Here is a 20,611-nt window from a genome sequence, read left to right on the forward strand (position 1 = left end):
CCGAACCTCAGCCGAAATAGTTGTCGAAGTTCCTGGAGAACTCCCACCCTCCGAACCGGTCCCAGTTGATCGACCAGGTCATCAGGCCGCGGAGGGCGGGCCAGGTGCCGTGGGTTGTGTAGGGGCCGCAGTTGGTCTTCTTGGTGAGGCAGTCGAGGGCCTTGTTGGTTTCGGCGGACGGTACGTGGCCGTTGCCCGCGTTGGTCGTCGCCGGCATGCCGATGGCGATCTGGTCGGGGCGCAGGGGCGGGAAGACGTTGTTGGCGTCGCCCGCGACCGGGAAGCCCGTGAGGAGCATGTCGGTCATGGCGATGTGGAAGTCGGCGCCGCCCATGGAGTGGTACTGGTTGTCGAGGCCCATGATCGGGCCGGAGTTGTAGTCCTGGACGTGGAGAAGGGTGAGGTCGTCGCGCAGGGCGTGGATGACCGGGAGGTAGGCGCCGGCGCGCGGGTCCTGGCCGCCCCACTTGCCGGTTCCGTAGTACTGGTAGCCGAGCTGGACGAAGAACGTCTCCGGCGCCATCGTCAGGACGAAGTCGGCGCCGTACTTGGCCTTGAGGGTCTTCACCGCCGAGACGAGGTTCACGATCACCGGTGTCTTCGGGTTCTTGAAGTCGGTGTCGTCGGCGTTCAGGGAGAGCGAATGGCCCTCGAAGTCGATGTCCAGGCCGTCCAGACCGTAGGTGTCGATGATCTTCGAGACCGAGGTGACGAACGTGTCGCGGGCCGCCGTGGTCGTCAGTTGCACCTGGCCGTTCTGGCCGCCGATGGATATCAGGACCTTCTTGCCCGCCGCCTGCTTCGCCTTGATCGCCGCCTTGAACTCGGCGTCGCTCTCGACGTTCGGGCACTCGGTGGCCGGGCAGCGGTCGAAGCGGATGTCGCCGGAGGTGGTCGTGGTGGGTTCGCCGAAGGCCAGGTCTATGACGTCCCAGCTGTCGGGGACGTCGGCCATGCGCGTGTAGCCGGAGCCGTTGGCGAAGCTCGCGTGGAGGTAGCCGACCAGGGCGTGGGCGGGGAGGTCCGAGGGGTCGCCGCCACCCGGACCGGAGGTCGTGGTCGCCGTGACGGCCGGGGACTTCGCGGACTCGCCCGCCTCGTTCACGGCGGTGATCTGGAAGGAGTACGCGGTCGACGGGGACAGCCCGGTGACCGTGGCCGAGGTGCCGTTCGCCGACTGGATCCTCGTCCCGTTGCGGTGGATCGCGTAGCCCGTCGCGCCGGGGACCGCCGGCCAGGACAGGGCGACGCTGGTGGAGGTGACCGTACCGACCGTGGGGGCGGTGGGTGCGGCCGGCGGTTGTGCGGCGTCGACGCCCGGGCCGACCAGGGAGATGTCGTCGGCGTGATACGCGCCGGTGCCGTACCAGCCGTGGGTGTAGATCGTGACCTTGGAGGTGGACGGGCCGGTGCGGAAGGTCGTGGTGAGCCGCTGCCAGTCCGGCGCGGACTGCGTCCAGGCGGAGACGTCGGTGGTTCCGGTGCCGCTCGCGCCGAGGTAGGCGTAACTGCCCCGGACGTATCCGGCCAGGGTGTACTGGGAGTCGGGCTTGACGGTCACGGTCTGCGCGCAGCGCGCGTTGTCACTGCCGGCCGGGGTCGCCTTCAGTGCCGAACCGCCGCTCCGCACGGGTGTGGTGACCACGCTGCCCGCCGTGCAGGTCCAGCCGTCGAGGCCCGCCTCGAACCCGCCGTTCCTGGCGAGGTCCGCGTCGGCCGCACGGGCGGCCGACGAGAGTGCGGTGATGCCGGGTACGGCCAGGACGGTGGCCGCACAGAGGGCTAGGACTGATCTGACGCGATCCACAAGTACCTCCTGGCGTGGGGGAATTGGAGGGTGGAGCGCGCCCAATTTGGTCCAGACCAATCCAGGTTGTCAAGACCTCCGGCGACTGGCGACGGTCAACTGCGGCCGGCCACGGTCAACTCCGACTGGCCGTAGCCATCGGCGGCTAGCTCGGGTCATCGGTAGCCAGGCCCGCCGCCGCCTCGTGCATCGCCAGTTCCAGCAGTGTCGGGTCGGTGAGTGTGCCGGAGCCGTCCGGTGGGACCAGCCAGCGGACCCCGCCGGTCGACCTCCCCGGATACGGCACCACGATCCACGTACCGTGCCCCGCCGTGCGAACCCCCGTGCCGAGCCAGCGGGCCGCGGTGCCCGCGGGTACGAAGAACCCCATCCGGGCGTCGCCGAAGTCGACGAGCACCGGGCCCGGTTGGTCGAGCACCCGGGTGAGCACGTCGAGCGTCGGATAGCCGAGCTCGCCCGGCAGGATGAGTACGTCCCAGGCCCTGCCCGCCGGCAGCAGCGCGACCCCCAAGGGGTTGCGCTCCCACTCCCAGCGGCAGGCCTCTGGATCCGGAGCGACGGATGCCAGCCACTCGACCGCCGTCTTGGCCCCTGTCATGGCGGAACCTCCCTTTTTCTCGTGTCGACGCTGGTCGCGTCACAGGAGAGAGGGAGGTTCGGGCCTGGCATTACGCGGGTTCTGACAACTTGTTGAGAGTGAGGCGGGTCACACGGTCTCAGCTGTCGAAGCCGAGCCCCAGCCGGTCCATGGTCTTCAGCCACAGATTGCGCCGGCCGCCGTGCGCGTCCGCCCGCGCAAGCGACCACTTGGTGAGCGCGATCCCCGTCCACGCGAACGGTTCGGGCGGGAAGGGCAGCGGCTTCCTGCGGACCATCTCCAGCGACGTACGTTCCGTGCGCTCCCCCGACAGCAGGTCGAGCATCACGTCCGCGCCGAAGCGGGTGGCGCCGACGCCGAGGCCCGTATAGCCCGCCACGTAGGACACCCGGCCCCCGTGGGCCGTGCCGAAGAAGGCCGAGAAGCGGGAGCAGGTGTCGATCGCGCCGCCCCACGCGTGGCTGAAGCGGACGCCCTCCAACTGCGGGAAGCAGGTGAAGAAGTGCCCGGCGAGCTTCGCGTACGTCTGAGGCCGGTCGTCGTACTCGGCGCGCACCCGGCCGCCGTACGGGTACACCGCGTCGTAGCCGCCCCACAGGATCCGGTTGTCGGCGGACAGCCGGAAGTAGTGGAACTGGTTCGCCGAGTCGCCGAGGCCCTGCCGGTTCTTCCAGCCGATGGAGGCGAGTTGTTCGGCGGTCAGCGGCTCGGTCATCAGCGCGTAGTCGTAGACCGGGACGGTGTACGAGCGCACCCGCTTGACCAGGTTCGGGAAGATGTTGGTGCCGAGGGCGACCCTGCGGGCGCGGATGCTGCCGTACGGAGTGCGTACGGCCATACCGGCGCCGTACGGCTTGAGGGTGAGCGCGGGCGTGTTCTCGTACACCCGGACACCCAGTTCGACGCAGGCGCGCTTGAGGCCCCAGGCGAGCTTGGCGGGGTGCAGCATGGCGACGCCGCGACGGTCGTGCAGGCCCGCGAGGAAAGTCGGTGAGTCGACCTGTTCCCGTACGGCCTCGGCGTCCAGGTACTCGACTCCGTTCGCCAGGCCGCGGCGCTCCAACTCCTCGTGCCAGTCACGGAGTTCCGCCGCCTGGTACGGCTCGGTGGCGACGTCGATCTCACCGGTGCGCTCGAAGTCGCAGTCGAGGGAGTAGCGGGCGACGGTCGCCTCGATGCCGTCGAGGTTGCGGGCGCCCAGCTCCTCCAGCTTGTGGATCTCGTCGGGCCAGCGGGTCAGGCCGTTGGACAGGCCGTGGGTGAGGGAGGCGGCGCAGAAGCCGCCGTTGCGGCCCGAGGCGGCCCAGCCCGCCTCGCGGCCCTCGACCAGGACGACCTCGCGGCCGGGGTCGCGCTCCTTGGCGAGGAGCGCGGTCCACAGTCCGCTGTAGCCGCCGCCGACGACGAGCAGGTCGCAGGTCTCGGCGGTGGTGAGGGCGGGTTCGGGGCGGGGCCGGCCCGGGTCGTCCAGCCAGTACGGGACCGGCTGGGCGTCCGAAAGCGACTTCGCCCAGTTCTTGTCACGGCTCATGGCGCTTGGGGCCATGATTTCAACTCCCTACGACTGCTGCTTTCCTGAAGTTTCTTGATGCTTCTTGAGGCGCTATGCCTTCTGGCGGTTCCTGCGGTTTCCGATGACCATTCCGGCCAGCACGAACAGTACGGCGACGATGAACATGGCCGTACCGATGACGTTGATCTGAACGGGTGTTCCGCGCTGGGCCGAGCCCCAGACGAACATGGGGAACGTGACGGTCGAGCCCGCGTTGAAATTGGTGATGATGAAGTCGTCGAAGGAGAGCGCGAAGGCGAGCAGCGCTCCGGCGGCGATTCCGGGGGCGGCGATCGGCAGGGTGACACGGACGAAGGTCTGCAAGGGACCCGCGTACAGGTCCTGGGCGGCCTGCTCCAGCCGCGGGTCCATCGACATGACACGCGCCTTGACGGCGGTGACCACGAAGCTCAGACAGAACATGATGTGGGCGATCAGGATCGTCCAGAAGCCCAGCTGCGCGCCCAGGTTGAGGAAGAGCGTGAGCAGCGAGGCGGCCATCACTACCTCGGGCATCGCCATCGGCAGGAAGATCAGCGAGTTCACGGCGCCGCGCGCCCGGAAGCGGTAGCGGACGAGCGCGAAGGCGATCATCGTGCCGAGGACGGTCGCGCCGAGGGTCGCCCAGGCCGCGATCTGCAGGCTCAGCGAGAGCGAGCCGCACAGATCGGCGACCCCGCAGGGATCGGTCCAGGCGTCCGTGGAGAACTGCTGCCATTCGTAGTTGAAGCGCCCCTTCGGATTGTTGAAGGAGAACACCGTGACGACGATGTTCGGCAGCAGCAGATAACCGAGGGTCAGCAGACCCGCGATGACGACGAGACGGCGCTTCAGCCAGCGTACGAGGGCCATTTAAACCAGATCCTCCGTCCCGGACTTGCGAATGTAGAGCGTGACGATGGCGAGGATCCCGGCCATGAGAATGAACGAGAGCGCCGCTGCCGTCGGATAGTCGAGAATCCGCAGGAATTGCGTCTGGATGACGTTTCCGACCATGCGCGTGTCGGTGGAGCCGAGCAGATCGGCGTTCACGTAGTCGCCGCTCGCCGGGATGAACGTGAGCAGCGTCCCGGAGACGACACCGGGCATCGACAGCGGGAACGTCACCTTGCGGAAGGTGGTGAAGGGTTTCGCGTAGAGGTCACCCGCCGCCTCGTGCAGCCGTCCGTCGATCCGCTCCAGCGAGGTGTAGAGCGGCAGGATCATGAACGGCAGGAAGTTGTACGTGAGACCGCAGACCACCGCGAGCGGCGTGGCGAGGACGCGGTCCCCGGCCGTGATGCCGAGCCAGCTCGTGACGTCCAGGACGTGCAGCGTGTTGAGGGCGCCGACGACCGGGCCGCCGTCCGCGAGGATCGTCTTCCAGGCGAGCGTACGGATCAGAAAGCTGGTGAAGAACGGCGCGATCACCAGGATCAGGATCAGATTGCGCCAGCGGCCGGCGCGGAACGCGATCAGATACGCGAGCGGATAGCCGAGCAGCAGACACAGGATCGTGGCGGTGCCCGCGTACGCGATCGAGCGCAGGAACTGCGGCCAGTAGTCGGCAACCGCGTCCCAGTACGTCGCGAAGTGCCAGGTGACCTTGTAACCCTCCTCCAGGGAGCCCGTCTGCACGGACGTGGAGGCCTGGTAGACCATCGGCAGCGCGAAGAAGACGAGCAGCCAGAGGATGCCGGGGAGCAGCAGCCAGTACGGGGTGAGGCGGCCTCTTTTGCGAGGCGGGCGCTCCTCCGGAGCGGGCGTGGGCGCCAGGGGTGGCGCGTCGGTGACGGTCGTCATCAGGCCGCCGCCCCCTCGTCGGGGCCGACCGTCTCGACGCCCGCGTCGATGTCCTGGGCCGCGTCCAGGCCGAAGGTGTGGGCCGGGTTCCAGTGCAGGACGACCTCGGTGCCGGGTACGAGCCGGGAGTCGCGGTCTATGTTCTGGGCGTAGACCTCGAACTCGGGGCAGACCGGGCTGTCGATGACGTACTGCGTGGAGACGCCTATGAAGCTGGAGTCGGCGATCGTGCCGGTGATGCGGTTGCGGCCCGCCGGGATCTCGCCGGCGTCGTCGGCGTGCGTGAGCGAGATCTTCTCGGGGCGGACGCCGACGAGGACCTTGCCGCCGGTCGTCGTGGGCGCGGAACATCGCGCCTCGGGCAGGACGAGCTTGCCGCCGCCCGCCTTGAGGACGATCTCGTCGCCGCTCTTCGTGTCCACCTCGGCCTCGATGAGGTTCGAGGTGCCGAGGAAGTTGGCGACGAAGGTGGTCTGCGGGTTCTCGTAGAGGTCGGCGGGCGAGCCGAGCTGCTCGACGCGGCCCGCGTTCATCACGGCGACCGTGTCGGCCATGGTCATGGCCTCCTCCTGGTCGTGCGTGACGTGCACGAAGGTGATGCCGACCTCGGTCTGGATGCGCTTGAGCTCCAGCTGCATCTGGCGGCGCAGCTTGAGGTCGAGGGCGCCGAGGGGCTCGTCGAGCAGGAGGACCTTGGGGGTGTTGATCAGCGCGCGGGCCACGGCGACGCGCTGCTGCTGGCCGCCGGAGAGCTGGTGCGGCTTCTTGCGGGCCTGCTCGCCGAGCTGGACCAGCTCCAGCATGTCCTCGACCTGCTTCTTCACCGACTTGATGCCGCGCCGGCGCAGACCGAAGGCGACGTTCTCGAAGATGTCGAGGTGCGGGAAGAGCGCGTACGACTGGAAGACCGTGTTCACGGGCCGCTTGTACGGCGGCAGGTTCGTCACGTCCTGGTCGCCGAGCCGGACCGATCCGGAGGAAGGTTCCTCCAGACCGGCGATCATGCGCAGGGTGGTGGTCTTGCCGCAGCCCGAGGCGCCCAGGAGGGCGAAGAACGAGCCCTGGGGGACGGTCAGGTCGAGCGGATGGACGGCGGTGAAGGAGCCATAGGTCTTGCTGATTCCGGAGAGGCGGACGTCACCGCTGGTGTCTGTGTTCTTCATGGTCACGGTGATCACGCTCCCGTCAGCTTTGCGAACTTCTCTTCGTAGGCCGTCTCTTCCTTCGTGCTCAGCGAGCGGAAGGAGTGGGACTTGGCCGCCATGGCGGCGTCCGGAATGATCAGCGGGTTGTCGGCCGCCGATTCGTCGATCTTCGCCAGCTCGGCCTTCACGCCGTCGACGGGACAGACGTAGTTGATGTAGGCGGCGAGCTGCGCGGCCGGAGCGGGCTCGTAGTAGTAGTCGATGAGCCGCTCGGCGTTGGTCTTGTGCCGCGCCTTGTTGGGGACCAGCAGGTTGTCCGTGGAGGTCAGATAGCCGCTCTCCGGGATGACGAAGTCGACGTCCGGGCTGTCCGCCTTGAGCTGTACGACGTCACCGGCCCAGGCGACACAGGCCGCGAGGTCGCCCTTGGTGAGGTCGGAGGTGTAGTCGTTGCCGGTGAAGCGGCGGATCTGGCCCTTGTCGACGGCCTTCTGGAGGCGGGCGATCGCCGCGTCGAAGTCGTCGTCGGTGAACTTCGCCGGGTCCTTGCCCATGTCGAGCAGCGTCATGCCCATGCTGTCGCGCATCTCCGACAGCAGGCCTATCCGCCCCTTGAGCTTGGGGTTGTCAAGCATGTCCGAGAGGGACTTCACCTCCACGCCGTCCAGCGCCTTCTTGTTGTAGGCGATGACCGTGGAGATACCTGTCCAGGGATAGGAGTACGCGCGCCCCGGGTCCCAGTCCGGCGTACGGAACTGCTGGGAGAGGTTGGCGTACGCGTGCGGCAGGTTGGAGGCGTTCAGCTTCTGCACCCAGCCGAAGCGGATGAGCCGGGCGGCCAGCCAGTCGGTGACGCAGATCAGGTCGCGTCCGGTGTCCTGGCCCGCCGCGAGCTGCGGCTTGAGCTTCCCGAAGAACTCGACGTTGTCGTTGATGTCCTCGGTGTACTTGACCTTGATGCCGGTCCGTTTGGTGAACTCGTCGAGCGTGGGATGGCGCTTCTCGCTGTCGTCCACGTCCATGTACTCGGTCCAGTTGGAGAAGTTGATCTGCTTCTCCTTGGCCGAGTGGTCCTCGGACGAGACGCCCGCGGTGTTCTTCGCCGCGGGGATCCCGCAGGCGCTCAGCGTCCCGAGCCCGCCGAGGGCGAGCGCACCGCCGGCGGACGCACGCATCAGCGAACGGCGGGTGAGGGAGGCCCTGCCGTTCCTGAGGCTGCGCCGCATGGCGGCCAGTTGGGCCGAGGACAGGCTGTCGGGCTCGTACTGCTCCATGCTCGTGGTGCCCTTTCGGGAGGGTGCGGCCTGGTCTCGGCCGGTGGTGACTATCGGTCCCCGAAGATCGTGCGGTGCCAGTCCTTCCTGGCCACCGCGGTGTTGTCGAACATGACGTGCTTGATCTGGGTGTACTCCTCGAACGAGTACGAGGACATGTCCTTGCCGAAACCGGACGCCTTGTAGCCGCCGTGCGGCATCTCGCTGATGATCGGGATGTGGTCGTTGACCCACACACAGCCCGCCTTGATCTCGCGCGTGGCCCGGTTCGCGCGGTACACGTCACGGGTCCACGCCGAGGCGGCCAGGCCGTACGGGGTGTCGTTGGCGAGCCGGATGCCCTCGTCGTCGCTGTCGAAGGGCAGCACGACGAGCACGGGACCGAAGAGCTCGGACTGCACGATCTCGCTGTCCTGCGCGGCGTCCGCGACCAGGGTGGGCCGGTAGTACGCGCCGTGCTTGAGGTCCTGCGGGATCTCGCCGCCGGTGACCACGCGCGCGTAGGAGCGCGCCCGGTCGACGAAACCGGCGACACGGTCGCGCTGGGCGAACGAGATGAGCGGCCCGAGGTCGGTGTCCGGCGCGAACGGATCGCCGAGCCGGACGGTCGCCATCAGGTCCGCGGTCCTGGAGACGAACTCTTCGTAGAGGGGCCTTTGCACGTACGCGCGCGTGGCGGCCGTGCAGTCCTGGCCCGTGTTGATGAGGGAGCCCGCCACCGCGCCGTGCACGGCGGCCTCCAGGTCCGCGTCGTCGAAGACCACGAAGGGCGCCTTGCCGCCGAGTTCCAGGTGCAGGCGCGTGACGGTGGCGGTGGCGATCTCGGCGACGCGCTTGCCGACGGCGGTCGACCCGGTGAACGAAGTCATCGCGACGTCGGGGTGACCGACGAGATGCTCACCCGCGTCCTTGCCCGCCCCGGTGACGATGTTGACGACACCGTCGGGGATGCCCGCCTGGGTGGCCGCCTCGGCGAACAGCAGCGAGGTGAGCGGGGTGAGCTCGGCGGGCTTCAGGACGATGGTGTTGCCCGCGGCGATCGCCGGGAGGACCTTCCAGGCGGCCATCTGGAGGGGGTAGTTCCAGGGCGCGATGGAGCCGACGACACCGATGGGTTCACGGCGTACGTACGAGGTGTGGTCGCCGGAGTACTCGCCCGCGGACTGGCCCTGCAGATGCCGGGCGGCGCCCGCGAAGAAGGCGGTGTTGTCGATCGTGCCCGGGACGTCGAACTCCCGGGTCAGTTTGATGGGCTTGCCGCACTGGAGGGACTCCGCCTGCGCGAACTCCTCCGCACGGTCGGCCAGTACGGAGGCGAAGCGGTGCATGGCGTCCGAGCGCTCGCCCGGGGTGGTGGCGGCCCAGGCCGGGAACGCCTCGTGGGCCGCGGCGACCGCCGCGTCCACGTCGACGGTGCTCGCCAGCTGGTACGTGTAGACGTCGTCGCCGGTGGCCGGGTCGACGACCGCGTGGGTGCGGCCGGACGTGCCCTTCGTCAGCCGGCCCGCGATGTACTGCGCGCCCGCCTCGAAGCGGTCCTGTGCCTGGAAGCGATGGCCCGGATTGTGCATGTCGCTCTCCTCCGCCGTCCTCCCCGTTCACCGGGGGTCGGCGTAGCTCCAGCTCGATTTGAGTGCCGATCCTGACAGAGCAACGGCCCTCCAACAAGTGATTCCGTTGTTGCCTTTTGGTTACGCGACGGAATCTGTCGACCAGGTGTCGAGTTCGCTTGGAAAAGGAGGGACGGAGTGTCAGTGGTTCCTGCCAGACTCGCGTGCATGGGGAAGATCGATTCGCGGGACGCGCTGGTCGGCGCGGTCCGGTCGGGGGCAAAGGTCGAGTACCTCCACTTCTGGGGGCACCGGGCGCGGGCCGACGGGCAGGTGGGGGCGAGCTGTCTGAGTCAGTGGTGGCCGTCGCCGTTCACGGTGGACGGAGTGGAGTACCGGACGGCCGAGCACTGGATGATGGCGCGGAAAGCGCGGCTGTTCGGTGACGAGCGGGCCGAGCGGCTCGCTCTCGACGCGCCGAATCCCGCGCTCGCCAAGAAGGCGGGGCGGCTGGTGCGGGGGTTCGACGAGGCCGCCTGGGAGCGGGAGCGGTTCGGGATCGTCGTGGAGGGAAGCGTGCGGAAATTCGCCTCGGACGGCGAACTCCGGTCGTTTCTGCTGGGTACGGGTGAGCGGGTCCTCGTCGAGGCCAGCCCTCTTGACCGGGTGTGGGGGATCGGATTGTCGGCCGACGACGACCGTGCGTTCGATCCTGAGCGGTGGAGGGGTCCGAACCTGCTGGGGTTCGCACTGATGGAGGCGCGGGGGCGGTTGGGGGCTGCGTGACGGGTGCGGCCCGGTGGGTGCCGACCGCGCAGTTCCCCGCGCCCCTTGGCCCCAGGGGGCGTCGGGTTCGTCTGCCGGGTGCGGGCCGCCCTGGGCTGAGCGCGCAGTTCCCCGCGCCCCCTGGGGGAATGCGGGTCCGTGGGCCGGGTGCGGGTTGTCGTGGGTTGGTCGCGCAGTTCCCCGCGCCCCTGAAAAGCATGGGGCGCCCTGCGCTTTCAGGGGCGCGGGGAACTGCGCGCTCAGCCAGGGACGGCCCGCACCCGATACACAACATCAGGCCCCACCCTCCAAGGGGCGCGGGGAACTGCGCGGCCGGCCCCCACCGGGCCGCAGGTCAGCCGGAGACGGTCAATGACGTGTTGAAGCCGTCGTCCACGGTTCCCGAATCGCTGTCGGAGTCGTCGGGCACCATGAGGAACACCACCACGAAGGCGATGGCCAGGGCTATTCCGACGGCACCGCAGATGATCCCGGCCAGGGCCTGGCCAGGATTCGTCGCCTCACCGCGGCGAGCCTTCCCGCGCCCGATCGCACCGAAGATCACCGCGAGGATCCCGCAGGCCAGGGCAACCGGCCACAGACAGAAGCCCACCGCCGCGATGATGCCGAGTACGAGCCCCGCCGTGCCCAGCCCGTTGCTGGGCGCCATGGGCATCCCCGGCCAGCCGTAGCCGGGCCCCCCGCCCTGGCCACCGTAGGCGGGATAGCCGGGGTAGCCGTATCCGTACGGCATCTGCCCAGGACCCTCGGGCGCGATCGGAGGCGGGGGGACGGAGGAGCCGGGAGCGGGGTGGAGGTGGGGCCCGGCCGGGGGTGCGTACGGGTAGGGGTTCGGCGGAGCAGAGGCGGCCGGCGGCGCGAACGGATCGGCCCACGGCTGCGGACCTGACGGAGCCGAGGGGGACACAGGGGTCGCGGGACCCGAGCCGGGCGGCACCGGAGCGCCCGGCCCCGCAACCGGACCCGGTCCCGCCCACGGCGCCTGCGGCACCCCGCCCGGCAGCGACGTCACCGTCTGCTGGTCGTGCACCGAAGGCGGTGTCGGGCCGGCCCCCTCTCCAGGGGCCGCGTCCACCGGTGGGGCCCAGGGGTTCGGCTCGGCGGGCGGCTTGCTCAGCGGGACCTTCGCCGAGGGAGCCGCGTCCTCGGGGCCGGCCCCCGATTCGTCGCCGGCCGCCGCACCCGGCGTCTGCGCGTCGTCGGACATGCGCGAGTCCCCTCTGTCGTACGTAGCGTCATGCTACGACCCGGGCCTCGCCCGCACGGACCGCGTCCTACGATGATCCCTGAACCATCGATCAGCCGATCACCCGCGTCCGCCGGACACACGGCCGGACGCCGTTCCCGGGGAGGAACCCTTGACCGCCCACCACGACCTGCACGCCTTCATCGCCGGACTGCCCAAGGCCGAACTCCACGTGCACCACGTCGGCTCAGCCTCCCCGCGTATCGTCTCGGAACTGGCCGCCCGCCACCCCGACTCCAAGGTTCCGTCGGACCCCGAGGCCCTGGCCGACTACTTCACGTTCACGGACTTCGCCCACTTCATCGACGTGTACCTGTCCGTCGTCGACCTCATCCGCACCCCCGAGGACGTACGTCTGCTGACGTACGAGGTCGCCCGGGACATGGCCCGCCAGCAGATCCGCTACGCCGAGCTGACGATCACGCCGTTCTCGTCGACCCGTCGCGGCATCGACGAGGGCGCCTTCATGGAGGCGATCGAGGACGCGCGCACGGCCGCCGAGGCCGACTTCGGGACCGTGCTGCGCTGGTGCTTCGACATCCCGGGCGAGGCGGGACTCGAATCCGCAGAGGAGACGGTCCGGCTCGCCACCACCGACAAGCTCCGCCCGGAGGGCCTGGTCTCCTTCGGGCTCGGCGGACCCGAGATCGGTGTGCCCCGGCCGCAGTTCAAGCCGTACTTCGACCGGGCGATCGCGGCCGGCCTGCACTCCGTGCCGCACGCGGGCGAGACGACGGGCCCCGAGACCGTCTGGGACGCGCTGACCGACCTGCGCGCCGAGCGCATCGGGCACGGCACCAGCTCCGCCCGGGACCCGAAGCTCCTCGCGCACCTCGCCGAACACCGGATCCCGTTGGAGGTGTGCCCCACCTCCAACATCGCCACCCGCGCGGTCCGCACCCTCGACGAGCACCCCATGAAGGAGTTCGTACGGGCCGGAGTCGTCGTCACCATCAACTCCGACGACCCGCCGATGTTCGGCACCGACCTCAACAACGAGTACGCGGTCGCCGCCCGGCTCCTCGACCTCGACGAGCGTGGTCTCGCCGAACTCGCCAAGAACGCCGTCGAGGCCTCCTTCCTCGACGACACCGGCAAGGCGAAGCTCGCAGCGGACATCGACACGTACACCTCTGCCTGGCTCGCTCCCTGAGCCAGCACAATGGGCCCATGCGTACCGTGACAGCCGTGGCCCATCGCGGCGACCCCTACCGCGTCCGCGAGAACACGATCGACTCCCTGCGTTCCGCGCTCGGTCGGGGCGCGGACGCGGTGGAGATCGACGTCCGGCTCACCCGCGACGGCGTGCCCGTGCTGCTGCACGACAGCACGCTGAAGCGGCTGTGGGAGCAGGACCGGCCGTTGCTGTCGCTCTCCTCGGACGAGGTGCGGGGCCTGACCTCCGGTGGTGTTCCCACGCTGGAGGAGGCCTTGAAGGCGACGGACGACGGCCGGCTCATGGTCGATCTGCCGGGTCCGGCGGACGCGCGTGCCGTCCGCCGGATCGTCGGTGTCATCCGTGACTTCGGCGCCGAGGAGCGTGTGTACTACTGCGCCGGCGCCGACACCATGCTCGCGGTCCGCGCCGCCGACCCCGCCGCGGAGATCGCCCTCACCTGGACGACCCTCGCGCCCCCGCGGCCCGCACTGCTCGACGCGGTGCGGCCGCGGTGGCTCAACTACCGCTTCGGGCTCGCCAATCGTGATGTGATCGCCCGTACGCATCGCGACGGGTACCTGGTGTCCGTGTGGACGCCCGACACCCGCCGCTCCATGCGACGCCTCCTCGACGCGGGCGTCGACTCGATCACCACGAACCGCATCGACACACTGTGCGCCCTGCGCAAGGGCTGACGGTCCAAGAGCCCGGGTCCCTGAAGAGCCCAAGGGGCTAGAGCGAGGGCCCCGCGAACTCCAGTGGCGGGGCGATCGCCTGGGCGTCCGCCCCCTGCCCCACCCACAGCCCGATCAGCAGTGCCGCCATCGCCTCCAGCAGCCCGGCCCGGTCCAGGCCGCCCGCGTTCAACGGCTCGCAGCCCAGGTCGCGTACGAGACGGCGTACGACGGTCAGCGCGGCCTCGTCGTCGCCGCACAGCGGGACCGCCAGCGGGCGGCCTTCGAAGACCGGCGGGGTCAGCCGCCAGACGTCCACGTGGCAGAGGTTGAAGGCCTTGACGACGGGTGCGGCCGGGGCGGCGGAGGCGATCCGTTCGGCCGCCGCGGGCCCGCCCGCCGTGAGCAGGGCGAAGCCCGGGCCCACCGGGTTGGTGCAGTCGATCAGCACCCGCCCGCGGAGCACGTCCTCAAGACCGGCGACCACGTCGACCACCGCCGCGTACGGCAGCGCCAGCAGCACCGCGTCCGTGCCGAACTCGGCCGCCTCCCTCAGTCCGCCCGATCGGCTGCCCGCGAGCACCTCGTGTCCGGCCCGCCGCCACTGCGTGCCCAGCGCGTCCGCCATGCCGCCCGTGCCGAGAATCCCTATCCGCATACGCCCCTGCCTCCGGTCCGTGAGTCGGTCTCCCACGACAGTAGGAAGCCGCTCGGGCACCATTCGGTATGTGAGCACCGAACCGTTCTTCCTCGCCGACTGCCGTGCCCGGCTCGCCTTCGACCTGCTCTCCAACACCTGGAACGCCGTGGTCCTCTGGGCGCTGCGGCACGGGCCGCGGCGGCCGGGCGAACTGCGTGAGCACATCGGCGGGATCAGCCAGAAGGTGCTGACGGAAACCCTGCGGCGGCTGGAGTTCAACGGTCTGGTCGCGCGGCACGCGTACGCCGGGTCGCCGCCCCGGGTGGAGTACGAACTCACCGCGCTGGGGCGGACGTTGCTCGACCCGATCGAGTCGTTCGGGGCGTGGGCCTTCGACCACGGGGACGAGGTGATGGCGGCCCAGGACCGGGCAACTAGCCTGTCACCCGAGACTTCTGACGAACCGTCGACGCATCTGCCGGGGTCGAGCGCGTGACGTACTGCGGGACCGGTGCCGTGTCCTCTCCGGTGTCGCGGACGAGGCCGTAGCGGATGGCGCCCTGGGCTGGGCCGGTCAAGATGTCCTCGGTCACGGCGTCCCGGTTCGACGGGAACACGATCAGTCCGTAGTCGGCGCCCCGTTCGTTCTGGACGAGGGTGACGGTGCCGTCGACATAGAAGTACTCGTTCTGCCACATCTGCTGGGTGCCGGCCGGCAGGACCGTGTATCCGACACGCGGCCCGCCCATGCCGGAGGTGTAGCCGTCGGCGTTCTCCGCGAAGGTGTCGTCCATCCGGCGGCCGCCGCCCGACGCCACGTGGAACAGCTTCCCCTTGAGGCCGGTCCAGGCCGGCATGACCAGGGCGCCGGGCCGCGACTTGGGAGAGATCTGCCAGCGCACCAGCACATAGCCCCGGCCGCTGAGCGTCACGCTGTCCCCGCGGTGCTGCATCACGGCCTTGGGGCCGCCGGTGCTGGTGATCCCGGTTTCGGGGCGGCGCGGCAGGTCCCCGGGGCGCGCGCCCGGGTCCGGGGCCTTGTCGAGGGCGTCGACGACCGTGCCGTACAGGGCCTGGCGGGTTCTGCTGGGGGACGGTGACGGGCTGGGCTTCGCGGTGGGGCTCGGCGCCTTCGGGCGCGAGGTGCTCGCCGCGGTGGGTGGCGCGGCGGCCCTGGGCGGCGCGGAGTCCGGCTGGGTGACGACGTACGCGCCGCCCGCGACGATGGTCGCCCCGGCGGTCATGGCGACGGCGGGCTTGGTGAGCGCGGCGACTACCTTGGCCGACCAGCCGACCCCCGTGGCGGCGGTCGTCGCGGCGGCCGCCGTCTTGCCTCCGAGGGCGAGCGAGAGCGTGAAGCCGACCGGGATGGGGACGAGCGCGAGCCCGACGAGCAGCCGTTCGGCCGGTACGACCGCCTCGCCGGGAGCGGCGCACCGGCGGCAGCCCCTGATGTGCCGGGCCAGCCGCTTGCGCCACACCGAGTCGGGGCGCCCGTCCCAGCGGGCCGTCACCTCGCGCAGTCCGGGGCAGGACGAGTCGAGTGCCCGCACGATGCCGCGCGCGGCCTCCAGGCGGGCCTTCATCCGCTGGACGCGTACGGCGGTGTGCTGGCGGCTGATGCCGACGGCCGCGGCCAGTTCGCGCCGGGTGAGTTCGCCCGCGACCTCCAGCCACCACAGCGACAGCAGTTGCCGGTCCTCGTCGTCGAGCCAGCGCACCGCCTCCGCGACCTCGCGCCGCTGGCCCTCCAACTGAAGTCGCAGCACGGTGAGTTCGGCGAAGTCGGTGGCCTCCTGGGCCGCGTCGTCGGCCAGCGACTCGGAGGTCCGGCGTCTGGCCCGGTCGCGTATCTGCCGCATGGCGATGGCGACCAGCCAGGAGCGGAAGCTGTCCGGATCACGCAGTGTGCCGAGGTTGTCGACGGCCCGCAGCATGGTCTCCTGCACGACGTCGTCGACATCGGCGTGACCGTTCAGCGCGCGGCCGACGATGTTGTAGACCAGCGGCAGCCAGCCCTCGACGAGTTCGTCGAGCGCGCGCCGGTCACCGGCCTGCGCCGCCGCGATCGTCGTTCGCCACTGCCGCCCGTTCACGTCCGTCCCTTCCCGAAGAGGTGTCACTTGGCGTAGAGCAGCGTCCCGAAGCCGAGCTGGTCGAAGCCGCCGCTGTTCGGCCCGTAGTCACCGCCTCCGCCTTCCGCACGCACCTTCTCAGCCATGGCCGTGATGTTCGGAACGGAGAGCCGACGGCGGCGCGCGTAGTGGTAGTGCAGGATCTCCCAAACGGGACGAGTCTCTCCACGCGCTATGCCGGAGATCACAGACTGCTCGTTGTACTTGCCCCTCCCCGTGCCGCTGCGCCAGCTGTATTTGGTGAAGGGCACGTCGCCGCCGAGGTTGTACTTGGCGACGTACTCGGCGGCCTTCATGAACCGGCTGTCGTCGTAGCCGTACAGGTCGACGCCCTGGTTCCAGGCCATCTCGCAGATCGCGCCCATCTGGCCCATGCCCATCGCGGTGTGCCCCTGGTCGCGGCCTGCCTCCTGCCACTGGGCGAGGTCGTCGGACTCGTGGACGAAGGGAATGGCGTTCCCGATCGAGCCGTTGCCCGCGCCCTTCTTGAAGTACTCCACCGCGCGGTCGAACAGGGCCCTGTCGTCGCAGAGGATGCCGATCGCCATGACCGAAGCCACGTTGCACAGATCCCAGTTGGCCCAGTAGTTGGTGATGACGGCGCCGTTGTGGTGGGTGAGGAAGTCCTCGTTCATGGGGTGGAAGACCTTGAGCATCATCTTCCGGAAGCGGGCCAGGTCGAAGCCGTCGTGGTCGCGCACCAGCTCGGCGGCGTTGGCGAACTGGTAGCCGTAGAGCCCGGCGGCCAGGAACCGGTCGGCATTGCCGGTGACCGTGGTGAGCGTGGCCGACCAGGCGTTGAGGATCGCGACGGCCGCCTCGGCGTTCTCCTTCGTGCCCGCGATCCGCCAGCGCAGGGCGTTCTGGTAGGCGGCGTGGATGTCGTTGTAGAGGGTCACGTAATTCTGGCCGGTGCCGCCGCGGACGACCGTGGCCTGCGGCCTGGGGGTCCAGGTGCTCGCGGAGTGCCGGTTGGCGGTCAGCCGCTGCCAGCCCGCGGTCCAGGGCTCCCGGCGGGCGGCGACGCGCACCTTGGCCCGGTTGAGGTCGCCGGCGTTGTGCAGCATGCCGGGGTGCGCGAAGACCGGCTTCCCGGCGGACTCGCCGGGCGACGGGGAGGCACCGCTCTGCGCCGCGTCGGCCGAGTCACCTCCGCCCAACGAGACCGCGATGCCCCCGACGGCTCCCGCGGCGGCGACACCACCGGCGATCCGGAGCGCGCTGCGACGGCTGATGCGGTGCTTGTTGTGCTCTGCCACGGATAACTCCTGTGCGGATGGAGGGGCGTGTGTGGTGCGTGTTGCACGCGTGCTGTGTGCTGCGTGTGCACAGGAGACGGAGGAGGGCCTTCCGCGATAACAGTTTTTCCCGTGAAGGCGTGCGCCGCCCTAAGGGAAATCCCTGACAACACCCTTGCCCTGCACGGGAGTTGATAGGGGTCGCGGCCAGGGTCGGCACCCTCCTCGGAGAGGATCCGCGGCGACGGCGTACGACCGGAGGATGAAGGTCACCGATCACCCCTGGGAGTCAGCCGATGCATGTCCGTATCCGTACCGCCTGTGCCGCCCTCGTGGTCCTGGGACTCACCGCGGGGCCCCTGGCCGGGACCGCGCTCGCCGCCCCCACCCCCACGGCGGTCGTACAGGAGACCGTGAGTCCGAAGACCGACAAGGCCTTACGCGAAGCTCTGAAGGGAATTCCGGACAAGGACACGACGGCCGCGCTGGTACGGGTCGGGGGCAAGGCCGGCAAGTGGCGCGGCAGCGCAGGGGTGCACGACCTGGCGAGTGGCCGCAAAGCTCTGGAGCACGGGCGCTTCAGGGCCGGTTCGACCACCAAGGTGGTCACTTCGGCCGTCGTGCTGCAGCTCGCCGCCGAAGGCAGGATCGACCTGGACGAACACGTCCAGACCTACCTCCCCGGCCTCCTCTCCAAGGCGTTCAAGCCCATCACCGTACGGCAGTTGCTGACCTTCACGAGTGGGCTGAGGCCGGGAGCGACGCTGGGCGACGTGAACGGTGAGGGGTACGAGCGGCGGTTCGAGACGCTGACCCCCGAGGCGGTCGTGGCCTCGTCCGTCGCCGCCGGCCCCGCCTTCTGCCCGGGCGAGCGGCAGCAGTACAGCAACATCGACTACACGGTGCTCGGCCTGCTCATCGAGAAGGTCACCGGCGACACGTACGAACACCAGGCGGCCGTACGGGTCCTGCGGCCGGCCGGAATGCGTCACACGTCCTTCCCCGGCGGGCCCGACCCGCGTATCCACGGCCCGCACAACCGCGGCTACCAGATCCTGGCGGACGGCAGGCTGGTGGACGCCACCGAGTGGAACATGTCGGACCGGTGGGCCGCGGGCGACATGATCTCCACGACCGAGGACCTGGAACGCCTGCTCTTCGCACTGTTCCGCGGCCGGCTGGTCCCCCAACCCCTGCTGGACAAGGAGATGTTCACGCTCCCCGACGTACCGAACGCGACGATGAGCGCCGGGCTCCAGCAATACAAGGTCGACGAGAACACCGTCCTGTGGGCCAAGTCCGGTGCCAGGCCCGGCTACAGCACGGTGATCGCCGCCACCCGCAATCTGTCCCGCACCCTCGTGTACTCGGTGAACGCGACCGACGCGAAGAGCGAGGAGATGAATCCGGTGGCGGAGCGGATCCTGTGGGCGGCGTTCGGAACCGGAACCTGAGGAGCCGGCCGGGGCGCTCAGCTCCGGGCCTCGCGCGGCCAGGCCGCTGCCGTGGCGGCGCAGGCAAGGACGTGGACGGTGGCGAGGACATCGAAAGTGGTGACGAGGGCGTCGGCGTCCTTCAGGCGTTCGGTGGCGACGGGCGGCGACCAGCCGCCCGGGATGACGGAGACGGAGATGACGGCGCCGGCGGGTACACGTGTCCGTGGGCCGAACCGCAACCGGCCGAGGTCACGCTCGGTCGCCGCGTCCGCGATGCGGTAGTGGGTGAGCCCGCTGTCCTCGCCCTGGCTGTCGCTGACCGGCTCGACCTCGATGACGCGGACCCGCGTCGGCTCCCCGGCCAGATCGTGGAGGGCCCAGGGAGCGAGCCCCGGTGCCGCGAGGAGCAGAGCGGCTGCCGTGAGCCCGGGCGCCGCGGTCAGGAGCTCCCGCGGTGCGGGGTCCGCCATGTACGTGCGGGGCCAGGAGTGGCCGATCGCCAGGCCCATGGCGCCCGAGATGATCGCGAGGAGGACGACGACGGCCACCCATGACGTTCCGTGGCTGCGGGACGCCAGGACGGCGAGGATCGGTACGACGACCAGGGACCACGTCATCGTGAAGGCGAGGCGGCCCCGTCCGCGCAGGCGCGGCCGTCTCACTCCGGCCGGTCCTCGGCCGTCCCGTGCAGGGAACGGGTGATCTCGTCGAGCGTGTCGAGTCCGGTCTGCACGGCGTCGAGTTCGTGGTCGAGGGCGGTGAGGTCCGGAGGAGCGGCGGAGGCGTCCGTCGCGGCCTGGAGGGACAGCAGCATGGCTCCGCGCTCCGCCGCGGCTTCCAGGCGCAGGGCGGTGGCCTCCATGGTGGTGATCAGGAGCTGGCGCAGTTCGGCCAGGCGTTTCAGGGTGGCGGCGCGTTCGCCCGTGGCGCGCGCGGCGTCCTCCTTGGCCCGCCGCAGCGGGCCGTCGGGGAGGGCCCGCGCCTCGGCCTCCAGGCGCTCCTGGTCGCGCCGCAGGACCTCGTGGTCGGCGGGTGTGCCGCCGGTAACGCTGGTGCCGCCGGTGCCGCTGGTACCGCCGGTACCACTGGTGTCGATGACGCGGACCGCCTCGGCCGCCGCCGTCAGCCGGTCGGCCGCGGCCCGTACGGATGTCGCCGCCGTCGCCAGCGTCGGCCAGAGCGAGGCGTTGGGGCTCTGCCGGCACTGGTTCTGCAGCCGGTCGGCTGCCGCCGACGCACGGGTCAGCCATCGGGCGGCGTCGGCGGGCGGGTCGGACAGCGGGTCGGACGTCGTGTCCGTCGGCCGATCCGCGTCCGGGGCGTCCGTCCGGCGGGTCGCGGAACTCGTGGACGGCGACGCCGCAGGGCGGGTGAGACGGCCGGTGAGGGCGTGCGTCCCCCATACGAGGCCGCCGACGCCCGCGCCGACCGGCAGGGCGGCGCCGGCCGGGGCACCCGCGAGGAGAGCCGTGACGCTGCCCGCGACGGCGAACAGCGCGACCGCGGCGGCGGGAAGGAGACGGCTGCCCATCGTGTCCTCTCTGTTCTGTCCGTACTGCCCATGGGACGTGGTCTGTCGGTACCGCCCA

18 protein-coding genes and 1 pseudogene are annotated in these 20,611 nt (G+C 70.1%); 5 read left to right on the forward strand and 14 right to left on the reverse strand.

Annotated elements, in window-relative coordinates; genetic code table 11:
• Positions 1–7: 7 nt before the first annotated feature.
• The 8 genes from JEQ17_RS14085 to JEQ17_RS14120 form a co-directional block, all read right to left on the reverse strand.
• The gene (locus JEQ17_RS14085; protein WP_200395585.1) at positions 8–1,807 is read right to left on the reverse strand and encodes a chitinase; all 1,800 of its coding nucleotides are present in this window, start codon (positions 1,805–1,807) and stop codon (positions 8–10) included.
• A gap of 145 nt (positions 1,808–1,952) precedes the next feature.
• Positions 1,953–2,405, reverse strand: coding sequence for a bifunctional DNA primase/polymerase (locus JEQ17_RS14090; protein WP_200395586.1), 453 nt, complete (start codon positions 2,403–2,405; stop codon positions 1,953–1,955).
• A gap of 118 nt (positions 2,406–2,523) precedes the next feature.
• The gene (locus JEQ17_RS14095; protein ID WP_200395587.1) at positions 2,524–3,951 is read right to left on the reverse strand and encodes an NAD(P)/FAD-dependent oxidoreductase; all 1,428 of its coding nucleotides are present in this window, start codon (positions 3,949–3,951) and stop codon (positions 2,524–2,526) included.
• A gap of 57 nt (positions 3,952–4,008) precedes the next feature.
• Positions 4,009–4,809, reverse strand: coding sequence for an ABC transporter permease (locus JEQ17_RS14100; RefSeq protein ID WP_200395588.1), 801 nt, complete (start codon positions 4,807–4,809; stop codon positions 4,009–4,011).
• Positions 4,810–5,739, reverse strand: a complete 930-nt coding sequence (locus tag JEQ17_RS14105; protein ID WP_189845645.1) for an ABC transporter permease — start codon at positions 5,737–5,739, stop codon at positions 4,810–4,812.
• Positions 5,739–6,902, reverse strand: a complete 1,164-nt coding sequence (locus JEQ17_RS14110) for an ABC transporter ATP-binding protein (protein WP_200395589.1) — start codon at positions 6,900–6,902, stop codon at positions 5,739–5,741. The genes JEQ17_RS14105 and JEQ17_RS14110 overlap by 1 nt, the downstream gene beginning before the upstream one ends.
• Before the next feature lie 11 nt (positions 6,903–6,913).
• Positions 6,914–8,158, reverse strand: coding sequence for a polyamine ABC transporter substrate-binding protein (locus JEQ17_RS14115; protein ID WP_200395590.1), 1,245 nt, complete (start codon positions 8,156–8,158; stop codon positions 6,914–6,916).
• Between the two features lie 50 nt (positions 8,159–8,208).
• On the reverse strand, positions 8,209–9,729 hold the full coding sequence (locus tag JEQ17_RS14120; RefSeq protein ID WP_200395591.1) for a gamma-aminobutyraldehyde dehydrogenase: 1,521 nt from the start codon (positions 9,727–9,729) through the stop codon (positions 8,209–8,211).
• Between the two features lie 207 nt (positions 9,730–9,936).
• On the opposite strand from JEQ17_RS14120, the gene JEQ17_RS14125 reads away from it, so the two are divergent.
• Positions 9,937–10,494 (forward strand): NADAR family protein, encoded by a 558-nt coding sequence (locus JEQ17_RS14125; RefSeq protein WP_200395592.1) that lies wholly within the window; start codon positions 9,937–9,939, stop codon positions 10,492–10,494.
• A gap of 334 nt (positions 10,495–10,828) precedes the next feature.
• Here the strand turns inward: JEQ17_RS14125 and JEQ17_RS14130 are convergent, their stop codons facing one another.
• A complete protein-coding gene (locus JEQ17_RS14130) occupies positions 10,829–11,701 on the reverse strand; it encodes a DUF4190 domain-containing protein (protein ID WP_200395593.1) in 873 nt (290 codons plus the stop codon).
• Positions 11,702–11,799: 98 nt separating this feature from the next.
• On the opposite strand from JEQ17_RS14130, the pseudogene JEQ17_RS14135 reads away from it, so the two are divergent.
• Both JEQ17_RS14135 and JEQ17_RS14140 read left to right on the forward strand, forming a co-directional pair.
• Positions 11,800–12,893: pseudogene (locus JEQ17_RS14135) on the forward strand (adenosine deaminase).
• 17 nt (positions 12,894–12,910) lie between these two features.
• Positions 12,911–13,594: a glycerophosphodiester phosphodiesterase gene (locus tag JEQ17_RS14140; protein WP_200395595.1), complete on the forward strand. Its 684-nt coding sequence runs from the start codon at positions 12,911–12,913 to the stop codon at positions 13,592–13,594.
• Positions 13,595–13,631: 37 nt separating this feature from the next.
• Here the strand turns inward: JEQ17_RS14140 and JEQ17_RS14145 are convergent, their stop codons facing one another.
• Positions 13,632–14,231, reverse strand: a complete 600-nt coding sequence (locus JEQ17_RS14145; protein WP_200395596.1) for an NADPH-dependent F420 reductase — start codon at positions 14,229–14,231, stop codon at positions 13,632–13,634.
• A gap of 70 nt (positions 14,232–14,301) precedes the next feature.
• On the opposite strand from JEQ17_RS14145, the gene JEQ17_RS14150 reads away from it, so the two are divergent.
• A complete protein-coding gene (locus tag JEQ17_RS14150) occupies positions 14,302–14,709 on the forward strand; it encodes a winged helix-turn-helix transcriptional regulator (protein ID WP_234048197.1) in 408 nt (135 codons plus the stop codon).
• Here the strand turns inward: JEQ17_RS14150 and JEQ17_RS14155 are convergent.
• Positions 14,648–16,309 carry an RNA polymerase sigma factor gene (locus tag JEQ17_RS14155; protein WP_200395598.1) on the reverse strand — a complete coding sequence of 554 codons (1,662 nt, stop codon included), beginning with the start codon at positions 16,307–16,309 and terminating at the stop codon, positions 14,648–14,650. The two genes, JEQ17_RS14150 and JEQ17_RS14155, sit on opposite strands and share 62 nt — an antisense overlap.
• Before the next feature lie 23 nt (positions 16,310–16,332).
• A complete protein-coding gene (locus JEQ17_RS14160) occupies positions 16,333–17,607 on the reverse strand; it encodes an alginate lyase family protein (protein ID WP_200395599.1) in 1,275 nt (424 codons plus the stop codon).
• 275 nt (positions 17,608–17,882) lie between these two features.
• Between JEQ17_RS14160 and JEQ17_RS14165 the strand changes: the two genes are divergently transcribed.
• A complete protein-coding gene (locus tag JEQ17_RS14165) occupies positions 17,883–19,040 on the forward strand; it encodes a serine hydrolase domain-containing protein (protein ID WP_200395600.1) in 1,158 nt (385 codons plus the stop codon).
• A gap of 17 nt (positions 19,041–19,057) precedes the next feature.
• On the opposite strand, the gene JEQ17_RS14170 is transcribed toward JEQ17_RS14165, so the two are convergent.
• Both JEQ17_RS14170 and JEQ17_RS14175 read right to left on the reverse strand, forming a co-directional pair.
• On the reverse strand, positions 19,058–19,684 hold the full coding sequence (locus JEQ17_RS14170; protein WP_200395601.1) for a hypothetical protein: 627 nt from the start codon (positions 19,682–19,684) through the stop codon (positions 19,058–19,060).
• Complete coding sequence (locus JEQ17_RS14175; protein WP_200395602.1) at positions 19,681–20,553, reverse strand: hypothetical protein; 873 nt, start codon at positions 20,551–20,553, stop codon at positions 19,681–19,683. The genes JEQ17_RS14170 and JEQ17_RS14175 overlap by 4 nt, the downstream gene beginning before the upstream one ends.
• Positions 20,554–20,611 lie beyond the last annotated feature (58 nt).

This window comes from Streptomyces liliifuscus (assembly GCF_016598615.1).
GTDB classification, from domain to species: domain Bacteria; phylum Actinomycetota; class Actinomycetes; order Streptomycetales; family Streptomycetaceae; genus Streptomyces; species Streptomyces liliifuscus.

What these genes read in the sequence shown, in the direction of transcription:
- JEQ17_RS14090 (WP_200395586.1), bottom strand. Translation starts at nt 2,405, where the DNA reads ATGACAGGGGCCAAGACGGCGGTCGAGTGGCTGGCATCCGTCGCTCCG.
- JEQ17_RS14095 (WP_200395587.1), bottom strand. Translation starts at nt 3,951, where the DNA reads ATGGCCCCAAGCGCCATGAGCCGTGACAAGAACTGGGCGAAGTCGCTT.
- JEQ17_RS14100 (WP_200395588.1), bottom strand. Translation starts at nt 4,809, where the DNA reads ATGGCCCTCGTACGCTGGCTGAAGCGCCGTCTCGTCGTCATCGCGGGT.
- JEQ17_RS14105 (WP_189845645.1), bottom strand. Translation starts at nt 5,739, where the DNA reads ATGACGACCGTCACCGACGCGCCACCCCTGGCGCCCACGCCCGCTCCG.
- JEQ17_RS14110 (WP_200395589.1), bottom strand. Translation starts at nt 6,902, where the DNA reads ATGAAGAACACAGACACCAGCGGTGACGTCCGCCTCTCCGGAATCAGC.
- JEQ17_RS14115 (WP_200395590.1), bottom strand. Translation starts at nt 8,158, where the DNA reads ATGGAGCAGTACGAGCCCGACAGCCTGTCCTCGGCCCAACTGGCCGCC.
- JEQ17_RS14120 (WP_200395591.1), bottom strand. Translation starts at nt 9,729, where the DNA reads ATGCACAATCCGGGCCATCGCTTCCAGGCACAGGACCGCTTCGAGGCG.
- JEQ17_RS14125 (WP_200395592.1), top strand. Translation starts at nt 9,937, where the DNA reads ATGGGGAAGATCGATTCGCGGGACGCGCTGGTCGGCGCGGTCCGGTCG.
- JEQ17_RS14130 (WP_200395593.1), bottom strand. Translation starts at nt 11,701, where the DNA reads ATGTCCGACGACGCGCAGACGCCGGGTGCGGCGGCCGGCGACGAATCG.
- JEQ17_RS14140 (WP_200395595.1), top strand. Translation starts at nt 12,911, where the DNA reads ATGCGTACCGTGACAGCCGTGGCCCATCGCGGCGACCCCTACCGCGTC.
- JEQ17_RS14145 (WP_200395596.1), bottom strand. Translation starts at nt 14,231, where the DNA reads ATGCGGATAGGGATTCTCGGCACGGGCGGCATGGCGGACGCGCTGGGC.
- JEQ17_RS14165 (WP_200395600.1), top strand. Translation starts at nt 17,883, where the DNA reads ATGCATGTCCGTATCCGTACCGCCTGTGCCGCCCTCGTGGTCCTGGGA.
- JEQ17_RS14175 (WP_200395602.1), bottom strand. Translation starts at nt 20,553, where the DNA reads ATGGGCAGCCGTCTCCTTCCCGCCGCCGCGGTCGCGCTGTTCGCCGTC.